At 71.1% G+C, this 22,365-nt stretch carries 14 protein-coding genes; 7 read left to right on the forward strand and 7 right to left on the reverse strand.

Annotated elements, in window-relative coordinates:
* Positions 1-8 precede the first annotated feature (8 nt).
* Positions 9-2,726, reverse strand: coding sequence for a N,N-dimethylformamidase beta subunit family domain-containing protein (locus tag AC6JA9_RS35360; RefSeq protein ID WP_223781524.1), 2,718 nt, complete (start codon positions 2,724-2,726; stop codon positions 9-11).
* Between the two features lie 369 nt (positions 2,727-3,095).
* Here AC6JA9_RS35360 and AC6JA9_RS35365 point away from each other — a divergent pair, with 369 nt between their 5' ends.
* Positions 3,096-3,857 carry an alpha/beta fold hydrolase gene (locus AC6JA9_RS35365; RefSeq protein WP_267699564.1) on the forward strand — a complete coding sequence of 254 codons (762 nt, stop codon included), beginning with the start codon at positions 3,096-3,098 and terminating at the stop codon, positions 3,855-3,857.
* A 53-nt stretch (positions 3,858-3,910) separates the two neighbouring features.
* Positions 3,911-6,346, forward strand: coding sequence for a hybrid sensor histidine kinase/response regulator (locus tag AC6JA9_RS35370; RefSeq protein ID WP_497958463.1), 2,436 nt, complete (start codon positions 3,911-3,913; stop codon positions 6,344-6,346).
* Here AC6JA9_RS35370 and AC6JA9_RS35375 read toward each other — a convergent pair.
* Complete coding sequence (locus AC6JA9_RS35375; protein ID WP_483578680.1) at positions 6,289-8,070, reverse strand: condensation domain-containing protein; 1,782 nt, start codon at positions 8,068-8,070, stop codon at positions 6,289-6,291. The two genes, AC6JA9_RS35370 and AC6JA9_RS35375, sit on opposite strands and share 58 nt — an antisense overlap.
* Positions 8,071-8,208: 138 nt before the next feature.
* Positions 8,209-8,841, reverse strand: coding sequence for a TetR/AcrR family transcriptional regulator C-terminal domain-containing protein (locus AC6JA9_RS35380; protein ID WP_497958464.1), 633 nt, complete (start codon positions 8,839-8,841; stop codon positions 8,209-8,211).
* Between the two features lie 87 nt (positions 8,842-8,928).
* On the opposite strand from AC6JA9_RS35380, the gene AC6JA9_RS35385 reads away from it, so the two are divergent.
* The 3 genes from AC6JA9_RS35385 (at position 8,929) to AC6JA9_RS35395 (ending at position 12,710) form a co-directional block, all read left to right on the forward strand.
* Positions 8,929-10,431 (forward strand): FAD-dependent monooxygenase, encoded by a 1,503-nt coding sequence (locus AC6JA9_RS35385; RefSeq protein ID WP_497958465.1) that lies wholly within the window; start codon positions 8,929-8,931, stop codon positions 10,429-10,431.
* Between the two features lie 82 nt (positions 10,432-10,513).
* Positions 10,514-11,992: a hypothetical protein gene (locus AC6JA9_RS35390; protein WP_497958466.1), complete on the forward strand. Its 1,479-nt coding sequence runs from the start codon at positions 10,514-10,516 to the stop codon at positions 11,990-11,992.
* A 67-nt stretch (positions 11,993-12,059) separates the two neighbouring features.
* Positions 12,060-12,710 carry a carbonic anhydrase gene (locus AC6JA9_RS35395; RefSeq protein WP_223751354.1) on the forward strand — a complete coding sequence of 217 codons (651 nt, stop codon included), beginning with the start codon at positions 12,060-12,062 and terminating at the stop codon, positions 12,708-12,710.
* A gap of 64 nt (positions 12,711-12,774) precedes the next feature.
* On the opposite strand, the gene AC6JA9_RS35400 is transcribed toward AC6JA9_RS35395, so the two are convergent.
* Together AC6JA9_RS35400 and AC6JA9_RS35405 are read right to left on the reverse strand one after the other, a co-directional pair.
* Positions 12,775-13,236 carry a hypothetical protein gene (locus AC6JA9_RS35400; RefSeq protein WP_426745102.1) on the reverse strand — a complete coding sequence of 154 codons (462 nt, stop codon included), beginning with the start codon at positions 13,234-13,236 and terminating at the stop codon, positions 12,775-12,777.
* Between the two features lie 117 nt (positions 13,237-13,353).
* Entirely contained in the window at positions 13,354-15,780 is a 2,427-nt protein-coding gene (locus tag AC6JA9_RS35405) for an ABC transporter permease (RefSeq protein ID WP_267699558.1), read from the reverse strand.
* 285 nt (positions 15,781-16,065) lie between these two features.
* Here AC6JA9_RS35405 and AC6JA9_RS35410 point away from each other — a divergent pair, with 285 nt between their 5' ends.
* Together AC6JA9_RS35410 and AC6JA9_RS35415 are read left to right on the forward strand one after the other, a co-directional pair.
* Entirely contained in the window at positions 16,066-18,120 is a 2,055-nt protein-coding gene (locus tag AC6JA9_RS35410; protein WP_497958467.1) for a glycoside hydrolase family 71 protein, read from the forward strand.
* A 103-nt stretch (positions 18,121-18,223) separates the two neighbouring features.
* Positions 18,224-18,970, forward strand: coding sequence for a hypothetical protein (locus AC6JA9_RS35415; protein ID WP_497958468.1), 747 nt, complete (start codon positions 18,224-18,226; stop codon positions 18,968-18,970).
* Between the two features lie 12 nt (positions 18,971-18,982).
* Here the strand turns inward: AC6JA9_RS35415 and AC6JA9_RS35420 are convergent, their stop codons facing one another.
* Positions 18,983-20,317, reverse strand: a complete 1,335-nt coding sequence (locus tag AC6JA9_RS35420) for a hypothetical protein (protein WP_408889227.1) — start codon at positions 20,315-20,317, stop codon at positions 18,983-18,985.
* Entirely contained in the window at positions 20,314-22,356 is a 2,043-nt protein-coding gene (locus AC6JA9_RS35425; protein WP_497958469.1) for a hypothetical protein, read from the reverse strand. Before AC6JA9_RS35425 ends, AC6JA9_RS35420 begins: the two co-directional genes overlap by 4 nt.
* Positions 22,357-22,365: the final 9 nt, after the last annotated feature.

Here is a 22,365-nt window from a genome sequence, read left to right on the forward strand (position 1 = left end):
GCCCGTCGTCAGGGCGGGCCCACCTGGATGACCTGCGTGGCGAAGGCGCTCGCCCCCAGGTCGTCCGTGGCGGTGAGCGTGACGGTGTAGCGGCCCACGCCCGTGTAGCGGTGCTCCAGGTACGCCGCGTCGGACGTGGTGCCGTCCCCCAGCTCCCACCGGAAGCGCTGAATCCAGCGGCCCGCGCCCGTCGCGGTGCTCGTCGTCGCGTCGAGGAACACGTTCAAGGGCGCGCTCGTCCCGGAGAAGGGTCCACCGGTGATGCGCGGCACGGGACGCGAGCCTCCCCCCGAGGCGGGCGCGAGCAGCTTGCGCACCGTGGACGCGCCCTGGTCCACCACCAGCACGTCCCCGTTGGGCAGGCCCGCGATGCCCGCGGGCAGGCTGAAGGTGGCCTGCTCCGCCGCGCCATCCCGAGCGCCATGCGCGCCCGTGCCCGCGTACGTCCTCGCCCGGCCGGAGGCGACGGCGCGGATGCGCTCGTTGCCCGTGTCCGTCACCAGCAGCCGGTCCTGGACGTAGGCCGCGCCGAGCATCGGCAGGAACAGCGCCGCGCTGCCCGCCCCGTCCGAGAAGCCACCGGTGACGGCGCCCGCGGCGGTGGAGGTGGTGAAGGAAGCGTCCAGCGCCACGCGGCGGATGAGGCGGTTGCCCGTGTCCACCACCCACAGCGCGCCGCCGCCGAAGGCCACGCCCGTGGGCCGGTGGAGCTTCGCCTGGCTGGCGGGCCCGTTGGTGCTGCCCGAGCCGCGCGCGCCAATCAGCGTGCTCACCCGCCCGTCCGGGGAGATGCGCGCGAGCCGGTGGTTGAAGGTGTCCGCCACATACAGGTCCGTCCCGGCGAACGTCACGCTGGAGGGTGTCTGGAAGCGCGCGGCGGTGCCCACGCCGTCCACCTTGCCCTGCCGTCCGTCCCTCGAGCCCGCGAAGGTGCTCACCGTCCAGCGCTCGTCCCGGGCGATGCGGACGACGCGGTGGTTGCCCGTGTCCGCCACGTAGAGCGTGCCGTCGGTGGCGATGGCGATGGACTGCGGCGAGCGCAGCGCCGTCGTCGCGCCGGCCCCCTCGCCCACCCCCGGCGTGCCCGTGCCCGCGATGGTGGTGACGGTGCGCGCCGCGTCGTTGGCGATGCGCCGCACCGCGTGGTTGCCGGTGTCCGCGACGAACACGTTGCCCTGCGCGTCCACCGCCACGCCCACGGGCCGACGCAAGCGCGCCTGCGCCGCAGGGCCGTTGACGAACCCCTCCTGGAACGCGGCCCCCGCGAAGGTGGACACGCCCGCGGACTGTCCGGTGCGGTCCACGGGCCTGGGGTCGTCCGCGCCGAAGGTGTCGCCCGCCAGCGGCGGCACGAGGCCCGCCCTGCGCAGCACGTTGTCGGTGATGCGCTGCACGCGCAGGTCCGCGAAGTGTGGATGCGACAGGCCGTGGGACCAGGAGATGCCGCCGCTGGCGAAGACGAATGCGCCCGAGGGCGCGGTGTAGAGGGTGGAGGTGTGCCGGTTGGGCTCGCCCCTGCTGCTGATGGCCGGCGACTCGGCGAGGGCGACGAGCCCCGGCGGCGAGGCCCCGTTGCTCCACGCGCGGTCGATTTCGTAGCCCACCACGGAGAGGAGGGAGTCGCCCTGCGCGAGCCCCGTGCCGGCGAAGGGCCAGGCGCCCGGCGTGCGCACCACGTAGGGCTGCGGGATGAGGCCCCACGCGTCGGACATCACGCCCACCAGGCCGTTCTCCGGCTCGCCCAGGCGCGCGTTGCGCCAGCGCACCGTCATGAGGTTCGTGCCAGCCTTCGGGTCCTCCTGGGGCGCCTCGTCCTTGTAACAGACCTGCCTGCGCCTGGACGTGCCCGTGGGCCCCGCCTCCAGGCGGATGAGCCAGCAGCTGGTGTCGCTGCCCAGGAACGCCAGGTTCACCCCCGACGCCAGCGCCGCGTCCACCGCCTGCTTGAGCGGACGCGACCAGTACTCGTCATGCCCCACCGAGATGAACAGCTTCTGTCCCAGCAACAGCGAGGGGTCCCGGTCCAGGTCCACGTTGGTGACGTAGTTGAGCTCGTAGCCCTTGGACTCGGCCCACAGCACGAAGTGGTGCGAGGCATGGAAGTACTCGCCCGCCCCATTTCCATCCAGGTACGGCCGGTCGAACGAGGCGACCTTCGCGTGGCCTCCGGACAGTCCCAGGGAGGTGGCGTAGAGGCTCTCTCCGCCCCAGGCGTTGTAGGCCTGGAACGTGGTGAACGGAATCAGGACGACGCCCGTGTTCTTCCGCTCGTCGGCGCGCACCACGAAGATGACGTAGGACTGCGGCCCGTCGTCACGCACCAGCTTGAGCAGGTACACCCCGCTGGGCCACGAGGCCTGGGTCGCCACGGTGAAGCTCACCGGCCAGCGACACTCGACCAGCCCCGTCGTCCTGTCCGCCGCCGGCGTGGGCTGCGGGCCGAGGGTGACGGGACCTCCGGACGCCATGCGCCGCGAGCCCGCGCCGCCGTAGTGGCCCATGCGGTACAGCTCCCAGCGCACCGCATGCGGGCTGTCGGTCCGCACGTGGATGTCGATGGACTGGCCCCGCTGCACGCTCGTCGCGCTGGCGTAGCCCTCCAATTGCGCGCCCGTCGCCGGTTGGCTGAGCGCCCACTCCGTGCTGCCGGGCAGCCGGGCCTCGCTGCCCGCTGGAGCGACAGACATCAGCCCCACCCACATCGTCAGGAACATCGACAGTCCCATGCGCGCTCCTCCCCACGCGCCGTTGTCCCCGCACGCCTCGCGCGCCTCAACCCTCCGGGCCCGCGAGTGGGCGCCCCCGGACAGACTTCGCACGCGATGTGCCGGGGCCGACGCGGCGACTGTCCGTCATGACCCGCCTGCATGTCCCGCGCGACTACGGGGTTCCCGCGGGTCAACTGGCCCTCGGTACACTGCCGCCTTGTGCGGCAACGTGAGCGCGCCTGCGCGAGTCGTGACGTTCCGTCGGGTGGTCGACTTGCGAGCATGCGGGCTGCATCGTCCCGTGCGCCCCGCATCATCTAGACTCGCGCCATGACCAAGTCAGTCACCACTCGAAACAATGTGCAGGTCATTGGCCGAGGCGACGATGTGATTGTCTTCGCCCACGGCTTCGGCACCAACCAGAGCGCGTGGCACCACCAGGTGCGCGCCTTCGAGGACACGCACCGCATCGTCCTGTTCGACCACGTGGGCACGCACGGCACGGACCTGGAGGACTACAGCCCGCATCGCTACGCGGCCCTGGAGAGCTACTCGCTGGACCTGCTGGAGGTGCTCGAGTCGGTCAAGGCGCGCAACGTGTTCTACGTGGGCCACTCGATGAGCGGCATGATTGGCGTGCTCGCGGGGCTGGTCCGACCCGAGTTCTTCCGGGGCATGCTCTTCATCGGCGCCTCGCCCCGCTACCTCAACTCGCCTGACTTCAAGGGCGGGTTCGACCGCCAGGCCGTCGACGAGCTGTACAAGACCATCGAGCAGCACTTCGAGGCCTGGGCCAGCGGCTTCGCGCAGGCGGCCATGGGTCCCGCCGCCACGCCGGAGATGGTCAAGGGCTTTGCCGACTCGCTGCTGGCGCTGCGCCCCGACATCGCCGTCGGCGTGATTCGCATCATCTTCGAGTCGGACTACCGCGAGCAGGTGACCCGGCTGAAGGTGCCCACCTGGGTCGTCCAGCCGCTCAACGACTTCGCCGTCCCCACCGCGGTGGGCGAGTACCTGGCCAGGAGCCTGCCGAGCGGCAACATCCGCTACGTCCCCAACCAGGGACACCTGCCGCACCTGAGCGCGCCCAACGAGGTCAACACGCTCATCTCGGACGCCCTCGCGGCAAGCGCCCTCGCGGCGGCGTGAGCGCTTCCTCGACGGAAGTGACGGAACCGGGGCCCCCTCCCGGTTCCCTGACCGTGGACCCCGCGCTGGCGGAGCTGATGGTGGCCGCGGTGCGAGCGCTGGGCACGCGCGACGGCGGCCAGCTCACCCGGCTGCTGGAGGTGGTGCGTCAGGCCTGCCGCGCGGACGTGGCCGTCAGCCTGCGCCGCATCGACCCGCTCACCGTGTTCGAGCTGGCCGGCACGCCCGCGCAGCGCCCTCGGCTGGCGCACCTGGGCGAGGCGCTCTTCCGCGGCCCCCTGGCGGAGGACTCGGCGTGGCGCTTCCATGAACCCCGTCCCCTGGAGAGCGGCGTCCCCGAGTCGCTGCGCGGCGCCATGGCCGTGCTGCCGTGGCACTCCGTTGACGACCGCAAGGGCGGCCTCGTGCTGGTGCGCCAGGGCCCCACGGGCTTCTCCCCCGCCGAGCGCGCCTGCCTCCAGGCCCTGACGGGGCTCCTGCTCACCTGCGCGCGGGAGAGCGACCTGGAGAGCGCCACGGAGACCTTGCGCGCCCGTGTGGACGCCATCACCGACGCGGTGCCCTGCGCGCTGGTGTTCCTGGAGCACAACCGCGTCGAGACGTGGGTGAACAAGCCGGGCGCCGTCATGCTCGGGCTGCCCGAGGGGCAGGTGCCCGCCCACCAGATGTCGCGCGCCATGGCCTCGCTGCGAGAGCGCGCGACCAACCGCGCGCAAATCGAGGAGCGGATGGCGAGGCTGTTCGATGGCAGCCAGCCGGAGCTGCGCGACATGCTCTGGCGCTTCGAGTCACCACACCAGACGTTGTCCGTCTCCTGCGTGCCCGCGCGCCGGGGCTCCGCGCGCGGCAGGCTGTGGGCGCTGCTGGACGTCACCGAGGCCCAGGACGCCCTCTCCAGCATGGGGGAGAAGAACCTGGCGCTGGACGCCGCGCGCGCGGAGGCGGACGCCGCCAACACCGCCAAGTCCAGCTTCCTGGCCAACATGAGCCACGAGATCCGCACACCCATGAACGGCGTGCTGGGCATGGCGCAGCTCTTGCGTGAGACGTCGCTCACCGAGGAGCAGCGCGAGAGCGTGGACGTCATCCACACGAGCGGCGAGGCGCTGCTGCGGCTCATCAATGATCTGCTCGACTTCTCCAAGATAGAAGCGGGCGCGTTCGAGCTCGACGGACAGTCCTTCTCGCTGCGCCAGAGCCTCAAGGAATGCCTGGGCCTGTTGGGGCCGCAGGCGGCCTCGCGCGGTCTGTACCTGAAGCACACGGTGGACGCGGACGTGCGCGACGCGCTGTGGGGCGACAAGACGCGGCTGCGGCAGGTGCTGGTCAACCTGGTGGGCAACGCGCTCAAGTTCACGCACGAGGGCGGCGTCAGCGTGCGCGTGTCGCGCGGGGAGCTGAAGCCGGGGCTCGAGCCCGACAGCTGGCCCCTGCGCTTCGACATCCAGGACACCGGCATCGGCATCCCCGCGGAGCGGATGAACCGGCTGTTCCGCTCGTTCAGCCAGGTGGACGCGTCCACCAGCCGCCACTACGGCGGCACGGGCCTGGGGCTCGCCATCAGCCTGCGGCTGGCGGAGCTGATGGGCGGCACCATCCGCGTGCACAGCACCGTGGGCCTGGGCTCCACCTTCAGCGTGGAGGTCGTCCTGCGCGAGGGCGAGGAGGTGGCCACCCGCGCCTCCGCGGAGCTGGACGCCACGCTGGGCCAGCGGCTGCCCCTGCGCATCCTCCTGGTGGAGGACAACCCCATCAACCAGAAGGTCGGCCTGCGCCTGTTCAAGAAGCTGGGCTACGACGCGGACGTGGCGGGCAACGGCGTGGAGTCGCTGGGCGCCCTGGAGCGCGAGCGCTACGACGTCGTCTTCATGGACGTGCACATGCCGCAGATGGACGGCCTGGAGGCCACGCGCCGCATCCGCGCGGACGCTCCCCGGTATGGCAGCCCCCGCATCATCGCGATGACCGCGAGCGTCATCCAGGGAGACAAGGACCTGTGTCTCCAGGCGGGGATGAACGACTTCGTGACGAAGCCGGTGGACGCCACGCTGCTCATGGCGGCGCTGGAGAGCGCGGCGCGGCTGCCCGACCTCCCGCTGGCGCCGCCGCCCGAGGCGCCCGGGTTCGACGCCTCCGCGGTGCAGAAGCTGGAGCTGCTCACCGGCCCGGACCGGGGCGAGCTGGCCACGCTGGTGCGCGACTTCCTGCGCAACGCCGACAAGCACCTGTCCTCGTTCCAGCAGGCCCTGGAGACCTCCGACGCGGCGGCGCTCACCCGCCACGCGCACAGCCTGCGCTCCAGCGCGGCCCTGTTCGGCGCGGCCCGGCTGTCGCGCCGGTGCGAGGCGCTGGAGACGCGCGCGCCGCACGAGCCGCTGGAGCTGCTCCGGGAGTGGGTGGACCTGGCGCGACGGGACTTCGAAGAGGCCCGTCAGGCGCTGGAGTCCGCCGTGCCGGAGGTCCTCGCGGGCCCGCCGTCCGGCGCCTGACGCGGCGCTTCGTCGGACAGGGCCAGCTCGTCCAGCCGCGCGTCCGGCGCCTCGACGATGCGCCCCAGCAGGTGACGGAAGGCCCGGGCCAGCTGCTCCACCTCCGCGGGATGGAAGACGGCGGAGGCGTACTCGAAGGCGCCGCGAAGCCCCGCCAGGTCCTCGCGCAGCAGCAGCGTCAGCGCATGGCGGGCGAACCCCGGCACGGATGCGTCCGGCGTGTCCGACAGCAGCGTGCAGGACAGGCCGGGGATGGACAGGTCCACCCCCGTCGCGCTCTCGAACACGCACGCGGCCTGCAGCCCGTGCGGGAGGCTCGCGGCCACCTCGTCGAAGGGCAGCTCCTGGTGGCCCAGGTCCTCCGTGGTGCGCAGGCGGTGGCGCCGGAGCAGCTCGCGGAAGGACGGGTTGCCCGTCAGGTCGCAGCGCAGCGCCACGGTGTTGGAGAGCAGGCCCACCACGTCGCGCAGCTCGCGGCGTCCCCGGTTGGCCACCACCGTGCCCACGAGCACGTCCTCCTGGCCGGACACCTGGCGCAAGAGCGCGGCGAACACCGCGGACAGGGCCGTGAACAACGTGGCGCCCTCCGTGCTCGCCAGCGACTTCCAGGCGGCCGTCAGCGCCACGGGCACCTCGAAGCGCACCAGCCCGCCCTGCCCTCCCGCGGCCTCCTCGCGAGTCCATCGCGACGTCAGCGAGAGCGGCGGGGCGCCCTCCAGCCGCGCGCGCCAGTACTCGCGCTGCAGGCGGGCCGCGTCACTCGTCGACCAGCGATGTTGCCAGCGCGCCACGTCCACGGGCTGACGCGCGGGAGGCGCCAGCGGCGAGGGCACCCCGGCCTGGAAGACGCGGTACAGCGAGGCCAGCTCCCGCCCGAAGACCCCGAGCGACGGCCCGTCCGTGATGAGCTGATGCTGCGTCACCAGCAGGACGTGGGTCTGCTCCGCCAGGATGACCAGCGCGGCGCGCATCAGCGGACCGGACGCCACGTCGAAGGGCGCGCGCGCCTGGGCATCGTTCATCGCGCGGAACGAGGACGAGTCCAGCGCCTCCTCCGGCGCGCCCCCACCTCCGCCCCGCAGGTCGACGACCGGCAGCTCCAGTCGCGCCGCGGGCGAGACGACCTGGGTCAACGCGCCGTCGCCCTCGCGGAACGTCGTCCGGAGAGCCTCGTGCCGACGCACCAGCTCCTCGAGGCCGAGCTTCAGCGAGTCGACATCCAGCGGCCCGTCGAACCGCAGCCCGAAATGGACGTGGAAGCGCGGGCTGTCGGGCACAGGACGCATCAGCCGCCACAGGCGCCGCTGCCCCGAGGACGCGGGCGCGGTGTCCGACGCCAGCCCCCCCGCCGCGTCGCCCGCATCACTCACGGGCGACAGGGAGAACAGCGTGTCCGGCGAGGCCAGGGCGCGCGCCAGCGACTCGATGGTGCGCTGCTCCCAGAGGAACGACAGGGTGAGGGGCAACCCCAGCCACTGCTCCAGGTCGTACGTGAGCCGCATCGCCCCCATCGAGTCGAGGCCCTGCTCCACCAGGGGGCGCCGGGTGTCGATGGAGGCCGTGGGCATCTGCCAGTGCAGGGCGAGCCACTCCACCACCCAACCCTCGATGGTCACATTGTGAGCAGGCAGCCGTGACGCGGACAACCCCGGCCGCGACGGGCGCTCCCAGGACACCTCTCGGTCATCGGCTCGGAGCTTCACCACATCCTTCTCGTCGCGCACGCACGGCCACCAGGGCTGAGGTGGATGCGTGGAGGGGCGACGTCAAGGAGCGCTTCCAATAGTCTGACATCCGGTCGTGCAAGAGCAGACGCGGCGCACCGCGAGGCGCGCCCCCAGGGCAGGGTTGCTGTCGCCTGGTCACCGCGCGCGCGCGGGTCTACGAGCACGCACGCCGGCCAGGAGCAGCTCCAGGCCGAACGTGAAGCGCGCGTCGAAGTCGGGGTCCACCAGGGCCTCCACCGCCCGGGCCACGTGGGGGAAGCGCGGCGTGGCCAGGGCCCGCATCTGCTCGGCCACCGGGGGCGCCTGGGCGTCGCGCGTGCCCAACGACTGCTCCTCGATGGTGAACCCGAGGACGTAGTCGAGCAGCGTGAAGGTGGTCCACCCCGCCTCCTTGGAGGACAGCCCCGCCTGCGTCAGCGCCTCCATCAGCCACTCGCTGACGCGGAAGGTGTTCTCCGTCGCGACGACGGTGCCCGCGAACACCCGGGCCGCGTCCCGGTGGCTCAGGAACGCGCGCCGCAGCTCCCCCGCGACGGCCTTCACCACCACCTCCCAGCTCCTCCCCGTCGGGCGCACCACCGCCACGTCCGCCAGCAGCGCGTCCGCCATCGTCTCCAGCAGCGACTGCTTGCTGGGGAAATGCCAATAGAGCGACGGCGCCTGGATGGAGAGCGCCTGCGCCAACGAGCGCATCGTCAGCCCCTCCACACCCACCTCATCCACCAGCGCCCACGCCGCCTGGACCACCTGCTCCTTCTGGATGCGCATGCGCCCGTGCCACCTCGTGTTGACGGCCCAATCTAACGCCGTTAGATGAAAACTAACAACGTTAGATTCGTGATGAGGAGGCAGGTCATGGAGCTGGACGTCGAGGTGGCCATCGTCGGAGGCGGCCCCACCGGGTTGATGCTGGCGGCCGAGCTGGCGCTCGCGGGCGTGGAGGTGTGCGTCCTGGAGCGAAGGGAGGCGCCGGTGCGGGAGTCACGCGCCCTGACGATGCATCCGCGCTCCCTGGAGGTGCTGGCGCTGCGGGGGCTGGAGGCGCCCTTCCTGGAGCGCGGGCGTCCCCTGCCCACCGGGCACTTCGGCCTGCTGGACACGCGGCTGGACTTCTCCGGGCTCGACACGACGTTCCGCTACACGCTGTTCCTGCCCCAGGCGCTCACCGAGGCCCTGCTGGCGGAGCACGCGCGCGGGCTGGGGGTGGACATCCGCCGAGGCCACGTCGTGGAGTCCTTGCACGAGGACGAGGAGGGCGTGGTGCTCGCGGGGAGCGTCCAGGGGACGGCGTTCCGCTGCCGCGCCCGCTACGCCGTGGGGGCGGACGGCGCGCGCAGCGTCGTGCGACAGCTCGCGGGCATCGGCTTTCCGGGGACGGACTCCACGCGCACGTCGATGCTGGGCGACGTCACGCTGGAGCACCCTCCCTCCACGCCGTTCCTCGCGCTCACCAACGCGCGCGGCAACGCCGTCATCGTGCCCCTGGGCCAGGGCCAGTACCGCGCCATCGTCACCGACGCCCGGCGCGAGCGCACCTCGCCACGCGAGCCGCTGTCCCTGGAGGAGCTGCGTGAGAGCCTCACGCGCGTGGCCGGCTCCGACTTCGGCATGAAGGAGCCCCGGTGGCTGTCGCGCTTCGGCGACGAGACGCGGCTGGCGGAGCACTACCGGCGAGGCCGCGTGCTGCTCGCCGGAGACGCGGCGCACATGCACTACCCGGCCGGTGGACAGGGGCTCAACGTGGGCCTGCAGGACGCGATGAACCTGGGCTGGAAGCTGGCCGCCGTGCTGCGCGAGGGCGCGCCGCCCACGCTGCTGGACAGCTACCACCAGGAGAGACATCCGGTGGGGCAGTCGCTCCTGAGCAACACCCAGGCCCAGTCCGCGCTCATGGGCTTCACCCCGGAGGTCCTCGCGCTGCGCGAGCTGATGAACGGCCTCTTGCGCCTGCCCGCCATCAACCAGCGGCTCGCCGAACAGCTCGGCGGACTGGACGTTGCCTTCGCTGGTGCACCCATCCCCGCGCCTTCACCGAGCACCCTGCCGGGCTGGACGGGACGCAGGCTCCCGGACTGGACGCTGCGACTCGCCGACGGAGGCCAGCGCTCGCTCTACTCCGGCCTCCATGACGGCCACTGGCTGTGGCTGCACGCGACACCCGCCGCCGCGCCGTCCTCGGACTGGGAGCCCGCACCTGGCTGGCGCCCCCGCGTCAATGCCCTGGCGCTGGAGACTTCCGCCGACACAGGCGCGCTGCGGGGCGTGGACGGACTGCTCGTGCGTCCGGATGGCCATGTGGCCTGGGCGTGGACAGCCTCGTTTCCACGCATACCGAGACGCGTCATACGACTCTGCTAGGGTGTCGGCCTTCAGAGGTTCTCCCCTGCGGACACGCTTCACGATAGGTTTCTTCCGGGCTTGGGGTACGGCCGCCCTGCTCTTGCTGCTTCCCTGGGTCGTCTACGGAAGCGCCGTCTCGCTGCGCTACGGCCTGAGGGACGACTACGCCATCCTGCGCGAGGCGCGCGAGGAGCCCGGGAAGATTCTGCGCGTCTGCGGCGCCATGGGCCGTCCGCTGTATGGCTGGATGCTGGAGCGCACCACGCGCGCGGCCGAGGACCTGGACGGGCTGCGCGGCCTGCGGGCCCTGGCGGTGCTCGGACTGGGACTGCTCGCCGTGGTGCTCTACCTGCTCTTGCGCGCCGAGGGCTGGAAGCAGGTCCCCGCCGCGCTGCTGGCCGCGTTCATCCCGCTGATTCCGTCCGCGCAGGTCGTCGCCAACTGGAGCATCTGCTGGCCGCAGGCCGTGGCCCTGCTCGCGAGCGCGGGGGCCTTCGCGCTGACGAGACAGGCCATCGGGCCAGCTGGCGCGTGGCTCGGCGGCGTCCGCGGACGGCTGCTCCTGGTGGGCGGCGCGCTGGCGCTGGCGGCGTCGACGCTCATCTACCAGGCCAGTGGTCCGTTCTACGCGGTGCTGCTCGCGGCGGTGCTGGTGACGCGGCGACACGAGGACGTGCGCGCTCCGGCCCGCTGGCTCCTGGGCCACGTGTCCGTGCTGGGCGTGGGGCTGGGGCTGGCGTACGTCGTCACGCGCGTGAGCTTCGCGGTGGGGCTGTTCACCCCCTCGCCGCGCATGGCGCTGGAGCGACACCTGCTGGACAAGGCGGCGTGGTTCGTCACCCAGGTGCTGCCCAACGCCCTGGCGCTGACGGCCATCGACGACACGGACACAACGCCCGCGTGGGGCTACTGGCCCATGGTGGGCGTGACGCTGGGCCTGCTCCTGCTGACGCTCGTCGTCGAGTGGCGGCGCGCGGGGCGCACGGGCGTGGCCGCGTGGCTCCTGGCGCTGGTGGGGCTGTCCGGCGTCGCGTACTGCGCCAGCCTGCTCGCGGGTGAGCGCTGGCCCACCTACCGCACGCTCTTCGCGCTCGCGGGGGTGTGGAGCGTGTTCTTCTTCGCGGGCGTGGTGAAGCTGGGCGAGCACTGGCCCCGACACGGGCCGCGCGTGGCCGGCGCGGCGCTGGCGCTGCTCGTCGCGGTGAGCGGACTGCTCGCGCATCAACAGTCGCTGGAGCTGTTCGCCTGGCCCCAGCTGCGGGAGCTGGAGCTGATGCGCCAGGGGGCCGCCGCGCTCGTCCCCGAGCGCACGCCGCGCGTCTTCGTGCTCACCGCCCGACAGACGGACTCCTCCGCGCCCCAGCGCTACCTGGACGAGTTCGGCTCGGTGTCCGTCGACACGGAGTGGGTGGCCAAGGAGCTCTTCGCCCTGGCGGCCCGGGAGCGCTTCCCCGACGTGCGCGCCAGCTACCGCTTCGACGCGGGGCCGGTACTCCCCAAGGCGCGGGCCTACGACATCCTGGTCGACATGCGTCAGCTCCGGACCTCCACCTCCCGGCCCATTCAGCTCGCCCGCTGACGCTGTCACCCTCCGAGCGCACTTCCCCGTTGACGCGGGGGAGCCCATGGAGGGATGCCACCGATTCGTGCCCTCCTACGAACAGCTTTTCGAGAACAACCGCCGCTGGTCCGCCGCCAAGACGAAGGACGACCCGCAGTACTTCGAACGACTGTCCGCGGAACAGAGCCCCGAGTACCTCTACATCGGCTGCTCCGACAGCCGGGTGCCCGCCAATGAAATCATGGGCGTGGAGCCCGGGGACGTCTTCGTCCATCGCAACGTCGCGAACCTCATCAACAACGTCGACCTGAACGTGATGTCGGTCATCAACTACGCCGTGCGCCAGCTGTCGGTGAAGCGCATCATCGTCTGCGGCCACTACGGCTGCGGGGGCGTGCGGGCCGCCATGCAGCCCAAGGACCTGGGCATCCTCAACCCGTGGCTGCGCAACGTGCGCGACGTCTACCGCCTGCACAAGGCGGAGCTGGACGCGCTCGAGGACGTCGAGGCGCGCTATGCACGGCTGGTGGAGCTCAACGTCACCGAGCAGTGCATCAGCGTCATCAAGACGGCCGCGGTGCAGCGCTCGTACGTGGAGAAGGGCTTCCCCACCGTGCACGGCTGGGTGTTCGACATGCGCACCGGCCTGCTGAGGGACCTGGAGCTGGACTTCCCCCAGCTGCTGCGCGGCGTGCAGGAGGTCTACAACCTCACCGACAAGGACTCCATCTTCTAAAGGGAGACCGCGCTTCCGCGCCGGGGCGCACCGACGCGGAAGGCCTCAGGCCACCTTCGAGGGACTACTGGCTCTCCTCGGCGCCCGTGGGAGCCGGGTCGTCATCGAGGCTGCCGTCCGTGCCGTCCGCCGCGTCCACGCCCGAGCCACCCGTGCCCTCGGTCGAGTCACGCGGCTCGGAGCCACCCGGCTCCTCCATGACGTCCCACTTCTCGCCGTCCGGCGTCGTCACCTGGGTGCCCGTACCGGAGCCACCCGTGGCCTCGTTGTCGTAGATGGTCGGCGCCCCGCCCCGGTCCCGGCGCTCGTTGTCCACCACGTCCGCGGCCTCACCCGGGCTCTCGTTCGCGTCGCGCTCATCCTCGCGCGCCTGACGCTCCTGCTCGGCCGCGTCCACCGAGCCCGAACCACCCGTGGCGCTCGGGACGCTGGAGCCCGAGGGGCTGTCCGCCCGCGTGCTCGCCGAGTGGCTGGAACAACCCCAGAACGTCAGTGCGGCCACGGCCGCCATCAGTGGAAGCTTCATGGAAGTCTCCTTGGGAAGGATGGTTCCCTGAAAGCTGGAGACTGTTCCGGAGAGGACAACCCGGGACACAGGCCCGTGTCGGCCGGCCCGCCCCAAGGCAGGCGGCCGGGCGGGCGCTCACTCCTGACGGAGCGCGATGATGGGGTCCACCCGCGTGGCGCGCCGCGCGGGCACCCAGCTGGCCAGCAGCGCCACGCCGACGAGCAGCACCGCCACCGCGCCATACGTCACGGGGTCCCACGGGGCGACGCCGTACACCAGCCCCTCCAACAGCCGGCTGACGACGAGCGCCAGCCCGAGCCCCACGCCGAGCCCCACCAGCGTCAGCCGCAGGTACTGTCCCAGCACCAGCCGCATGAGCTCCACGCCGCGCGCGCCCAGCGCCATGCGGATGCCGAACTCCCGCGTGCGGTGGCTCACCGCGTGGGCGATGACACCCGACAGGCCCACCGCCGCGAGCAGCAGCGCGAGGAGCGCGAAGCCCGTCGTCACCAGCATGTAGAAGCGCGGCCGTGACAGCGCCTCGCCCATCAGGTCCTCGAGGGTGCGCACGCTGCCCAGCGGCAGGCTCGCGTCCAGGGCGCGCACCTCCTCGCGCACCTGGGCCATCAGCGAGAGCGGCGCGTCCTTCGTGCGCACCACCACCGTCATCTTCCCGTACAGCGCCTGGGAGAAGGGCACGTACACCTGGGGGAAGGAGGCCTTCTCCAGCCCGTTGTTGCGCGTGTCCCCCACCACGCCCACCACCTGTCCGCCGAAGCGGCCCAGGCCGAAGTTGATGCCCATCTCCACCGTGCGCCCCAGCGGGCTCTCCCCGGGCCAGTAGCGCCGCGCGGCCTCCTCGCTGATGAGCAGCGCGCGCTGCCCCTCGCCCAGGCCATCCGCGGACGTCAGCCACCGGCCCGACACCAGCCGCAGGCCGAGCGCCTCCGCGTAGCCGGGGGTGATGACGCCCACCTGCACGCCCCAGCTCTGTCCCGGCCCGGGCTCCGGCCGCGCCGAGTCCCACATCCCCGTCACCATGTAGCGGCCGTCCAGCGGCACGCCCAGCGCGGCCCCCGCGGCCTGCACGCCCGGCAGCGCGCGCAGCCGCTCCAGCAGCGCGTCGTAGAAGCGCTGGTTCCGCGTCGACGCCCAGCCGTAGGCGCTCTCCGGCAGGTCCAGCTCGAAGCTGAGCACCCCGTCCGGACGGAAGCCGGGGTCCACGTCGGAGAGGCGGTGGAAGCCCTTGAGCAGCAGCCCTCCACACACGAGCAGCACCACCGCCAGCGCCGTCTCGCCGACGATGAGCAGGTGACGCGCGCGAGCACCACCGCGCGTGCCGCCCTTGGCGCCCACCTCGCGCAGGCTCACCGCCGGACTCTCGCGGGAGGCCTGGAGCGCGGGCAACAGGCCGAACAGCAGCGCGGTGACGAGCCCCAGTCCGCACGTGAAGGCGACGACACGCGCGTCGATGGCCACCTGGGCCAGCCCGGGGATGTCCTGCGGGGACAGGCTCACCAGGACATCCAGGAGCCACCCGGCCAGGAGCACCCCGAGCCCCGCCCCCATCGCCGCCAGCACGCCGCTCTCCACCAGCAACTGGCGCAGGATGCGGCCCCGGCTGGCCCCCAGCGCCATGCGCACGGACAGCTCCCCCCGACGACTCACCGCGCGGGCGAGCAGCAGGTTGGCGAGGTTGGCGCACGCGATGAGCAGCACCAGCCCCACCGCGCCCAGCAGGAACAGGAGCGCGGGACGGACATTGCCCAGCAGCGCCTCGCGCAGCGGTACCAGCGTGGCGCGGTACCCGCCGTTCGAATCCGGGTAGGCCACCGCGAGCGCCTGGGCCACCGCGGCCACGTCCGCGCGGGCCGCCTCCAGCGTGACGCCCGGCTTGAGCCGCGCGTAGACGCGCAGGCTGTGGGTGGCGCGCATCGTGGCCCCGGTGAGCGACTCGTCCCACACGAAGGGCACCCACAGCTGCGTCTCCAGCGGGAAGCTGAAGCCCTCGCTCGCCACACCCACCACCGTGTGCCGCTCACCGCCCAGCCACAGCGAGCGGCCCAGCACCTCCGGGTCCGCGTTGAAGCGGCGCTTCCACAGCGCATGGCCGAGCACCACCACCCGCTCCTGCCCCGGCTGCTCGTCCTCCGGACGGAAGGCCCGGCCCAGCGCCACCCGCGCGCCCAGCACGTCGAAGAAGTCCGCGGTGCTGGTGGTGCCGCGCAGCCGCTCCGGCGCCGCGCCGTCGCTGGCCAGGCTCTGCTCGCCGCTGCGCACCGCCGTCATCCCGGAGAAGGAGCGGGTGCGCTCGCGGAAGTCCACGAAGTCCGGCCCCGACGACGGCGAGTCACCCGGCGAGCCGTCCGAGCTGTACAGCCGCACGAGCCGCTCGGACTCCGCCATGGGCAGGGGCCGCAGCAGCACCGCGTCCACCACGCTGAAGATGGCGCTGTTGGCGCCGATGCCGAGCGCCAGCGTCAACACCGCCACCAGCGTGAACCCCGGCGAGCCGCGCAACCTGCGCAGCGCGAGGCGGAACTCCTGGACCAGGCCCGTCATGCCAATCTCCCAAGCTGAACCAGCGACTCGGTCCCGACAGCAAGGCGGGTGCCACGGGCCCTCCACTGGGGAGCACCCCGTGGGACACACCTCCGCCTTCCCACATCCGGGGGAAGGGTGCCCGAAAATGGGATGTGCTGATACGCCGGCTGGCGGGTGGAATTTGGCGACAACGGCGCAATACACAGCCATCGCCGAGTTTGTCTCGGATTCACCGCCTGTCGCGTGTTACAAGAGGACGGGCTGTCTGCCTGTCTTTCCCTCACCCCCTCGGAAGACGCCCCCATGAATCGGATTCCCTCCCGCCGAGCGCGCTGGCTCGCCGTGCTCGTTCCCTGGCTGAGCGCCTGTGGCCCCACCACCTCCGAGCCTGTCTCGGAGCCCCCTGGCGACACGGCCGAGGCGCGGGCGCTCCAGGCCGTCACCTTCATCGCCGCGGGGAGTACGTGGCGCTACCGCGACACGGGCGTGGACCCGGGCGCGGGCTGGACGTCGGTGGGCTACGCGGACACGTCGTGGGCCCAGGGGCCCGCGCAGCTGGGGTACGGCGACGGGGACGAGGCCACCGTCGTCGCCTACGGCCCGAGCACCAGCTCGCGCCACGTGACGACGTGGTTCCGCCGGGCCTTCACCGTCGCGGACCCGGCGCGGGTGAGCAACGTGGTGCTGCGGCTGCTGCGCGATGACGGCGCCATCGTCTACCTGAATGGCCAGGAGGTGCTGCGCAGCAACCTGCCCTCGGGCACGGTGACGGCGTCGACCCTGGCGAGCACCGTCATCGCCGACAGCGCCGAGCAGGCGTGGCACACCACGAGCATCCCCAGCACCGCGCTGGTGGCGGGCACCAACGTGGTGGCGGTGGAGGTGCACCAGTCCACGCTGAACTCGTCGGACCTGAGCTTCGATGCGTCGCTCACGGCCGAGGTGGAGGACGCCCCGGCCACGCCGTGCTTCGCGCTGAACCTGCCGGCGCTGAGCACGCTGCGCGCGTCGCCGAAGAAGGTGTTCGCGCACTACTTCTCGCCCTACCCGCTCTCGCTCGACAACCGGGAGCCCTCGGTCGACTACTACGCGCGCAACTACCTGCAGCCCACCGGGGAGAACTCCAAGTTCGCGTACTGCGGCGGGCTGCTCAAGCAGCGCCCCCTGCCCCAGGCCCCGCGCGCCTCGGGCGTGGACTACGAGCTGGCGAACTTCGAGGTGGAGGTGCGGCGCGCGGCGGCGCTGGGGCTGGATGGCTTCACGTATGACATCCTCAACCACACCGGCACGCACTGGAACCGGCTGCTGAAGCTGCTCCAGGCGGCGAGCAACGTGGACAGCGGCTTTCGAATCGTGCTCATGCCGGACATGAGCTCCACGTACTCGGGCACGGACGCGGAGGCGCTGTCGGCGTTCGTGAGCTCCATCGGCTCGGTGGCCTCGCACCCGGCGGTGTATCACCTGCCGGACGGGCGGCTTTTGCTCTCGCCGTACATGGCGGACAACCGCACGCCGCAGTGGTGGGCGTCGGTGCTGCAGGCGCTCCAGGCGCGGGGCATCCCCTCCGCGCTGTGGCCCGTGTACGTGCGCCCCTGGGTGGCGGCGACGAACACGCTCCAGGCGGTGGTGCCGCTGCATGGGACGTCCACGTGGGGGAACCGAACGCTCGGTAGCGCGGCGGGACAGCGCACCAACGTGGGCACCGCGCACGGGATGGGGCTCCAGTGGATGGCGCCCGTGGCCGTGCAGGACTCGCGGCCCAAGGACCTCGTCTACACGGAGGCGAACAACTCCCAGGCGTACCGGGCGCTGTGGGACGCGGCCATCCAGGGCGGCGCGGACTGGGTGCAGCTCATCACCTGGAACGACTACTCGGAGGCGACGGAGATTTCGCCCTCGTCCGGCACGCAGTGGGCGGCGTTCGATTTGACGGCGTATTACACCGCCTGGTTCAAGACGGGCGTCCAGCCGACCATCGCCCGGGACGCGCTCTACTACTTCCACCGCGTGCACTCGACGAGCGCCGCGCCGGACCTGACGCAGCAGCGCGCGCCCTACGAGCTGCGGGGCGGGGCTGCGGCCGCGAACGAGGTCGAGCTGCTCGCCTTCCTCACCGCGCCCGGGACGCTCGAAATCGAGTTCGCGGGCGTCGTTCAGCGCAGGGACGTGGCGGCGGGCATCCAATCGTTCCGGGTGCCGCTGCAGCAGGGCACGCCGCGCTTCCGGCTGGTGCGAGGCGGCGTCACCGTGGCGTCGGTGACGAGCGCGTTTTCCATCAACAACACCATCGTCTACCAAGACATGCTGTATCGCGCGGGAGGCAGTCTCGCCTGCGACCGTTCGTTCTTCTTTCCCTGACATGAGTCGGGTCCGCCGTTGAACAGACATGGCGGACTCGACGGCCGTGAAAGACTCGCATGCCTAGCTTTGGGCCGCTTCACCTCCCACAGGAGTGGCTCACATGCGATTCGTCCCAGGCAGGAAGGCTCGGGGTTTGTTGACGGTGGTGGCGTGCGCGGGGTTGTTCGCGGGCTGCGCGGAAGGGGGCGCCGTGTCACCGTCGGGTGACGCGGCTTCGTCGTCACAGGCGCTCACCGCGTTGCCGCCCCGCGTGGGGCTGACGTTGCAGGCCATCCGGGACGCGGGGTCGAACCTCCCCTACTGCGACCTCTACAAGGACTACCTGACGCCGCAGGTGCTCCAGGCGTACTACTCGGACCAGGGGTTCGACGGGTGCGTCGTGGCGTGGATTGGGGACACGGGTGAGACGCTGGAGGTGAACACGAACTACGCGGAGGATGTCTACCGCGTGTATGTGAAGCGCTCGGGGCCGGTGCTCAACAACACGGTGTACCGCAAGCTCGGGGACGGAGTCGGTCCGGTGGACCTGCGGCTGGGTGGGCCGCCGGGGAGCGCGGTCAACACGTTCACGCTGGCGCTGGACGAGCGGGGCTTTCCCACCGTCGCCTGGCTGAAGAAGGCGTCGCCCCACTTCAGCAACGTGGAGCTGCGCGCGGCGCGCTGGGATGGGCAGGCGTGGCATCCGCTGGGTGGGGTGCTCAACGTGAATGACGCGCAGGACTCCGTCGCGTCCCAGCCCGTGCTGAGCTGGGATGTGCAGGAGCGCCCCGTGCTCAGGTGGGTGGAGACCACGGGGGCGTCCACGGTGAATGTCACCCGGACGTGGAACGGGAGCAGTTGGGAGTAAGGGCCGCGTCCGTCAGGAACGGCGCCGCGTCGCCTCGAGGAAGAACTGCGTCAGCGAGCAGTCCAGCAGTGATTGGCTGGACTGCATGCACCGGCGCGCGCGGAGGAAGGGCAACCAGACGCGATTGCCAACACGGACCTGGGACTCCTCCAGCTTCCGCCGAGGTACCCAGGTTCCATTGAGCCGCCGCACCAGCACGTTGCCCAGGTAGGCCCCCAGGGCCGGCACGGTGTGCTCGTCGATGAAGTCCCTCAGGTACCGCTCCGGGAAGCGCTCCTTCAAGAAATGGAGGTCGAGGTCCGTGAGCGACTCGGGCGTCGCATCGAAGAGGCTCGGGATGTTGACGTGCAATGCCGCCACGAGGCTCTCGGACAGTTCGTCGAAGTGGGCGAGGGCGCGCTCCGGGTCCTCGACGTCCGCAGGGAGGGCGGCAGGGAGCCACTCTTCTGGCTCCGGTGGGCGCCAGGCGTTGAGCTCGGCGATCTTCCTCTGGCGCTCGCTGAGCCTGAGCTCGGGTATCAGGCGCGAGAGAAGAGGAGCAAGGTCCGGGTGGAAGCGAGGCTCCACGGGAGCAAGCGCGGCACTGCGCGCCCGCAGCGCGCGGAGCACCGCGTCGAAATCCAGGTCGGGCCTCAAATGGACCAGGGCACGGGCCTGAACCACCCGCGCCTCGTCACTGGCGAAGTCGGCGGCGGTGGGTCGAAGCACCACGAGCACCGCGCCACTGGGAAACTCCTCGACCCGATATGCAGGCGTCGAGAGCACCCGCTCGCGGCCCACGGATGCCACTTGCTTGGGACCGAAGATATTCAGCCAGGCCACTTCATGAATCCCGTCGGCGTCCAGCGTCTCCGAGGCCACCGCATCGCGCGTTTGATTGGCGGCATCGACCAACTGCTCCTCCGCGACACTGTTCGCAGTGGCGAGAGTCACCGGGTAATGAGAAGCCCAGGCTCGCACCATGTCCATGAACCCCTGGCAAAGCGCGGCGTCGCCGAAGAGCGCAATCGGCTGGACCGAAATATAAACATGAATCCTCTTCCCGGACGGCGGCAGCCAGAGCCCAACGGACATGTCCGCCAGGTGCCCCGACGTTTGAGAAAGGCTGACAGAGGTGCTCCTCCGTCGACGATTCTCCTCCAGTGCGGTCAGGACGGCACTTCGTGAGTAGGGATACGGGCGTGAGCCTTCGACGAAGTCCGGCATCCACGCACCTGCTCGCGCCTCGAGCGCCTCCAGAAGCGGAGCCAGTTCTGACTTCAGGTCGGCGGTGGGGTCGTACGTCGCCTCGAAGGAGAGAGTGAGGTGGTCCTCAGCATCGTATTTTCGCGCTGCTGAGACCTTCATCGGAACAACACCTCGACTCCCTCGACTTCGTGCTCGGTTTCTCGCACGGCTGCTCTCTCTGCCTTGGGGTTTGCAGGCCTGAGACTACCGCCATCATAAACGACGCGGACCCTCTGGACTTGCGCCAACTGCTCGATTCCAGGACGGCGGATGCTCAAGGTCTCACCGTAGTACCGCATGGCCATGCCTGCGTCCTCGTTCATCTGCCTCTTGAGCGCACCGACTTCGGTCCGAGAGAAGTCCCGACTCTTGAAGCTGAAGGTCTCCACACGCGGAGCCTGCCCGGGAGCTGGCCGTGTTTCGATGACCAGCACGTCCGCGAAGCGGAGGTCCGCCTTCAACACCCCCACGTGCGTTTCGATGCGCGGCAGCTCGAAGTCCCGCAGCCATCGCCGCTGCGCTCTCGGCAAGGCCGCGTCCGCCTCCAGGATGCCGACCATCTCCCTCTCGAAGGCCAGACCTCGTGCGTATCGCTCGCGCACCAGTTGGTAACCGGCCCACGGTAGCGGCCCCTTCGACGCCAGGCCCTGCTGGATTTCAGCGGCCCGCTTCTCCAGATACGCCAGGTAATCCGACCAGAGGGGATGCACCTCCGCACCACGAGGCGCGGCCTTCATGAGCGCATCGCGATGTGCCCTCAGGGCAACAACGTCCATCGATAGCCGGGCCCCTCCGACCTCGGCCTCCACCTGCCGGAACTTCGCCTCCGCCACTTCGGCGGGGAGGCCTGCCGAATCGAGCATTGACGAGGACCTGCCCCTCCCACCGCCACCCTTCGGCGGCGGCCTCGCGGACTCGCCGTGCCTCACCGCCAACAAGGCTTGCGCTCGAGCCGGGTGACCGCCCGCTTCATGGAGGGCCAGCGCCCCGGCCTCCCCCCACTCCGCAACCAGGACGGCCGCTTCCCGACGCTCCTGGAGGTGGCGAGCCAAGTCGCCCACGGAGTTCGTCTCCGTCCGCGACTTCAACCGCTCCAGCACGGCCTTCAGCGCCTCGACGCGAGGCACCGTCACCTGCAGCGGTGTTCCTTCCCGCCTGGTCTGGCCCATGTCGCGAAAGGAACGCGCCCCTGTTCCTCCCACGTAGAGGCCCACCAGGAGCGCCGCGGGCGCCAGCTGTCGCGTGGCCTCCTCGTACTCTCCCTTCGCGAGAGACGCTCCGCCTTGCGCCGTTCCGGCGGCCAGCGAGTAGAACCCCAGTGGCACACCGAAGCTGAGGTGGTCGAAAGAAGCCAGAGCCACGTTGCCGGGCGCGAAGGCTCCCAGGTACCGCGCCTTCTCCACCTCCTGGTACGCGGTCCGGTAGACCGGTGGAAGCTGCGCGGGCAGCGAGGACGCCTCCACGCTCCGGCTTCCAGCGACGAGCGGAATGGAGGACGCGACGTCGTCCGCCGCTCTTCCCAGTCCTCGCGCGATATCTCTCGCGCGGAAGTCCCTCTCCGGGAAGTCGACCAGCGCCATGCCGCGCTGACGCAGCTCCTCGGAGACGACCTCCATGCCCCCCAGGGCCCGACTCAGCAGCTTGTCCTCGGCCAGCAGACGCAGCATCTCCCGCACCTCGTCGTCGAAGGCCGTGTGCAGGACGAAGAGGACGAGGACTTCCGCCTGCCCCGGGCCATGCTTCTCGGCGACGGTGGCCAGGAACGCGACGCGCTTCTTGAGCAGGACGGTGGCGGCCGCTGCTTCCAGTGGACCCAGAGCGCCCAGCCGGACGGCATTCCAGTCTGAGAGGGACTGCACCAGCCGAGGCATGTCCACCGTGCGCTGCAGGGCCAGGAAGGCCGCTGGCGTGGTGCATCCCAGGAAGGGCGCCAGCACCTCCTCGTCCGTGGACAGGCGTGGCCATCCCGGAGGCGCTTCACCGCAAGCGCTGGCCTGGATATCGGCGACCGGAAGAGGCGCGGTCTCACTGCGGACGCCCGGCCCAGGAAGCAGCTGCGGAGCACGACGACGGTGCAGCAAGGGGCCCACTTCCGCCTCGTCGTCTGGCGCGTCACCCGTGGGAAGGCTCGCGACGGCGCCGCGCTCCAGCGCGGACATCGGCGTTCG

It is taken from the genome of Myxococcus sp. MH1, from assembly GCF_059738865.1.